This is a genomic window from Daejeonella sp. (assembly GCF_044232565.1).
Taxonomy (GTDB): domain Bacteria; phylum Bacteroidota; class Bacteroidia; order Sphingobacteriales; family Sphingobacteriaceae; genus Daejeonella.
Window position 1 is genome coordinate 1 of the sequence record NZ_JBIILQ010000277.1, and the last position, 3,232, is coordinate 3,232.

At 34.2% G+C, this 3,232-nt stretch carries 5 protein-coding genes; 3 read left to right on the forward strand and 2 right to left on the reverse strand.

Annotated features, from left to right (window positions below; translation table 11 throughout):
• The 3 genes from ACILQF_RS11945 to fbp all read left to right on the forward strand — a co-directional run.
• Nucleotides 1-291: hypothetical protein (locus tag ACILQF_RS11945; protein ID WP_395627632.1), on the forward strand; the 291-nt coding region annotated here is incomplete at its 5' end.
• 1 nt (nucleotide 292) lies between these two features.
• Complete coding sequence (locus ACILQF_RS11950; protein WP_395627633.1) at nucleotides 293-784, forward strand: metallophosphoesterase family protein; 492 nt, start codon at nucleotides 293-295, stop codon at nucleotides 782-784.
• Between the two features lie 15 nt (nucleotides 785-799).
• Nucleotides 800-1,870, forward strand: a complete 1,071-nt coding sequence (gene fbp / locus ACILQF_RS11955) for a class 1 fructose-bisphosphatase (RefSeq protein WP_395627634.1) — start codon at nucleotides 800-802, stop codon at nucleotides 1,868-1,870.
• Here fbp and rnhA read toward each other — a convergent pair.
• Together rnhA and ACILQF_RS11965 are read right to left on the reverse strand one after the other, a co-directional pair.
• Nucleotides 1,867-2,334 carry a ribonuclease HI gene (rnhA, locus tag ACILQF_RS11960; RefSeq protein ID WP_395627635.1) on the reverse strand — a complete coding sequence of 156 codons (468 nt, stop codon included), beginning with the start codon at nucleotides 2,332-2,334 and terminating at the stop codon, nucleotides 1,867-1,869. The genes fbp and rnhA overlap by 4 nt on opposite strands.
• Before the next feature lie 21 nt (nucleotides 2,335-2,355).
• Nucleotides 2,356-3,232 (reverse strand): heavy metal translocating P-type ATPase (locus ACILQF_RS11965; RefSeq protein ID WP_395627636.1); only part of this gene is annotated, 877 nt, incomplete at its 5' end.

The following is a 3,232-nucleotide window of genomic DNA, read 5'->3' on the forward strand; positions in this document are numbered from 1 at the left end:
TTATTAATTCAATCCGCCAGTAAACTAACTGAAAATGGCTGCATTTTCTTGATTTTGCCGATGGAAACTTCTAATTTAATTGAAAAATTAATTCAATCAATGCCTAATTTGCACATAAATGGCATTAAAATGGTTTATTCCTTTGCGGATTCTATCGCACATAGAAGAATATTTAAAATAGGATTAAATTCTACAGAACCAAATCATGATAAGTTTGTTATCTACGAGACTCCGGGGATATATACCGCAGAATATCAAAATCTTCTTAAAGATTTTCTAACCATTTTTTAAGATGAGGATAGGTTTAATATCAGATACGCATAGCTTTCTAGATGACGCAGTCTTTAAGCATTTTGATAAATGTGATGAAATTTGGCATGCTGGTGATTTTGGAAGTATAGAACTTGCCGATCAGTTAAGTTTATTTAAACCACTTAGAGGGGTCTATGGAAATATTGATGGAAGTGATTTACGTTCTGTTTATCCCGAAAACTTAAGATTTGATTGTGAAGAAATGAGCGTATTTATGACGCACATTGGTGGGTATCCCGGTAGATATAATGCTCGTATCAAAGATGATATTTACACTCATCCTCCTGGTATATTTATTTCAGGCCATTCGCATATTTTAAAAGTAATTTATGATAAAAAAATAGGATCACTGCATTTAAACCCAGGTGCTGCAGGTAAGCATGGTTGGCATAAAGTGCGAACACTTCTTCGATTTAGTATCAATGAAAAGAAAATTAATGATCTAGAAGTAATAGAATTAGGTAATAGATAATTATAAACAAATATTATGCAAGGATTATTAACATTAGGACAATTTATAATTGAAAATCAAAGTGAATTTCCTTTTGCAAAGGGTGAATTATCTCGTCTTTTAAGGGATATTGGAATTGCCTCTAAAATTGTAAATCGTGAAGTTAATAAAGCAGGATTGATGGATATTTTGGGTGAGGCTGGCACAATGAATATCCAAGGAGAATCCCAAAAAAAACTGGATGTGTTTGCTAATGAACAATTTATATCAGCACTTCAGAGTGGAGGTGAATGTTGTATTGTGGCTTCAGAAGAGAATGATGAATTTGTTTATATAGATGGTGAAGTTTCAAAAGATGCCAAATATATTGTTGCAATAGATCCTTTAGATGGATCATCAAATATTGATGTTAATGTAGCTGTCGGGACTATTTTTTCTATTTATAGACGAACAACTTTAACTGGTAAGGCTACTATAGCAGATGTTCTACAAAAGGGAACAGAACAAGTAGCTGCTGGATATGTTATTTATGGATCTTCAACAATGCTCGTTTATACCACTGGAAAAGGGGTTAATGGATTTACTCTCGACCCTTCCATTGGTGAATTTTGTCTTTCACATCCCAAAATGCGAATTCCAAAAGATGGAACAATTTATTCAATCAATGAAGGTAATTACGTTCACTTTCCTGAAGGAGTGAAAAAATATTTAAAATACTGCCAAGTTGAAGATCCTGCTACATTAAGACCCTTTACATCACGATACATTGGATCTATGGTAGCTGACATTCACCGAAATATGATTAAGGGAGGAATATTTATTTATCCAACAACATCAAGTGCACCCAACGGGAAACTTAGGCTTGTTTATGAATGTAATCCAATGGCTTTTATTATTGAACAAGCTGGAGGCCGCGCTACAGATGGCTATAATCGAATTCTTGAAAAAGATGTACACTCACTACATCAACGCTCGGCAATATTTATTGGATCTGAAAATATGGTCCGGAAAGCTGAATCATTAATGTCTCAAAATATTATGGATAATTCTGAAGATAAATTAAATCAACTGCTTTATAAAACAGGAATTGTTGGTGGTGTTGATTAAATGTTGAGCTTAAGCTCTTCCTTTTCGAAAAAACTATCAACTAACAAATTTTTTTGTTGAGCGGCTTGAACAGCCAACACATCGCATCTTTCATTTTCAGGGTGACCATTATGGCCTTTTACCCAAGTAAATTTTACATGATGTAATTTGTAAACATCTAAAAAACGAAGCCAAAGATCTTTATTTTTCTTTCCTTTAAAACCGGTTCTTACCCATCCAAAAACCCACTTTTTTTCAACTGAATCAATAATGTATTTGGAATCGGAATAAACCATGATTTCTTGTCCGACTACTTTTATACTCTCCAAACCCGTGATAACAGCAAGAAGCTCCATACGGTTATTAGTAGTTTTACGAAATCCTCCAGATAGTTCTTTATAGTGATTTCCAGAACGTAGTATTACACCATAACCACCAGGGCCAGGATTACCACTCGAAGCACCATCTGTATATATCTCAATCATTAATCCTGCTTTAAAGCACAATTATAACGATTTTGTTTTTAATCGGATGGAATTACCTATAACAATTACATCTGAAAAGGCCATCGCTAAAGCTCCAACCATAGGATTTAATAATCCGACGGCTGCAATTGGAATTGCAACTACATTATAGAAAAAGGCCCAAAACAGGTTCTGCTTAATCGTTAAGAGCGTATGTTTCCCAATTTTTAACATTTTAATTATCGCTGAAAGGTCGCTTTGAAGTAAAACTACCTCCGCCGATTGGATAGCAATCGAACTAGAATCACTCATTGAAATTCCAACATCAGAACTTGTTAACGCAGGTGCATCATTAATGCCATCGCCTACCATCGCCGTTTTACCTCTTTTTTTAATGATATCAATAATTTCTAGTTTCTGATGTGGCATGGTTTCAGAATAAATTTCATCAATCCCTAAATAGGAGCCAAGAGCATCGCACTTTTCTTTTTGATCCCCACTTAAAAGAATAGGTTTTATACCTAAATCGGCTAGTGTACTAATTAAATAGGCTGCATCGGGCTTAATTTCGTCTTCAATTGCAATTTTGGCTGCTAAAACATTGTTAACCTTTAAGAATAGACTAAAATTGCTTGTATCCTCGTCAGACTGTAAAATATGTTTTGATCCAAATTGATAGCTATTTCCTTCGGTATCCACCGCAGTCATTCCTAAACCTTTTTCTTCATTCACCTTAACGAAAATTATTTTTTCTGGCGATTTAATACTTAATTCCTTAACCAAGGATTTTGCGATAGGGTGGTTTGAATAGGCTTCAATTCCGAAAATAATTGATTCTGCCTTTTGTTGGGAAATATTTAGGCATTCCAGCGACTTAATTTTAAAATTACCAGTGGTTAAGGTTCCGGTTTTATCAAAA

Excerpts from the sequence above, each read along its gene's own strand:
- fbp (WP_395627634.1), top strand. The coding sequence starts at position 800 with ATGCAAGGATTATTAACATTAGGACAATTTATAATTGAAAATCAAAGT.
- rnhA (WP_395627635.1), bottom strand. The coding sequence starts at position 2,334 with ATGATTGAGATATATACAGATGGTGCTTCGAGTGGTAATCCTGGCCCT.
- ACILQF_RS11950 (WP_395627633.1), top strand. The coding sequence starts at position 293 with ATGAGGATAGGTTTAATATCAGATACGCATAGCTTTCTAGATGACGCA.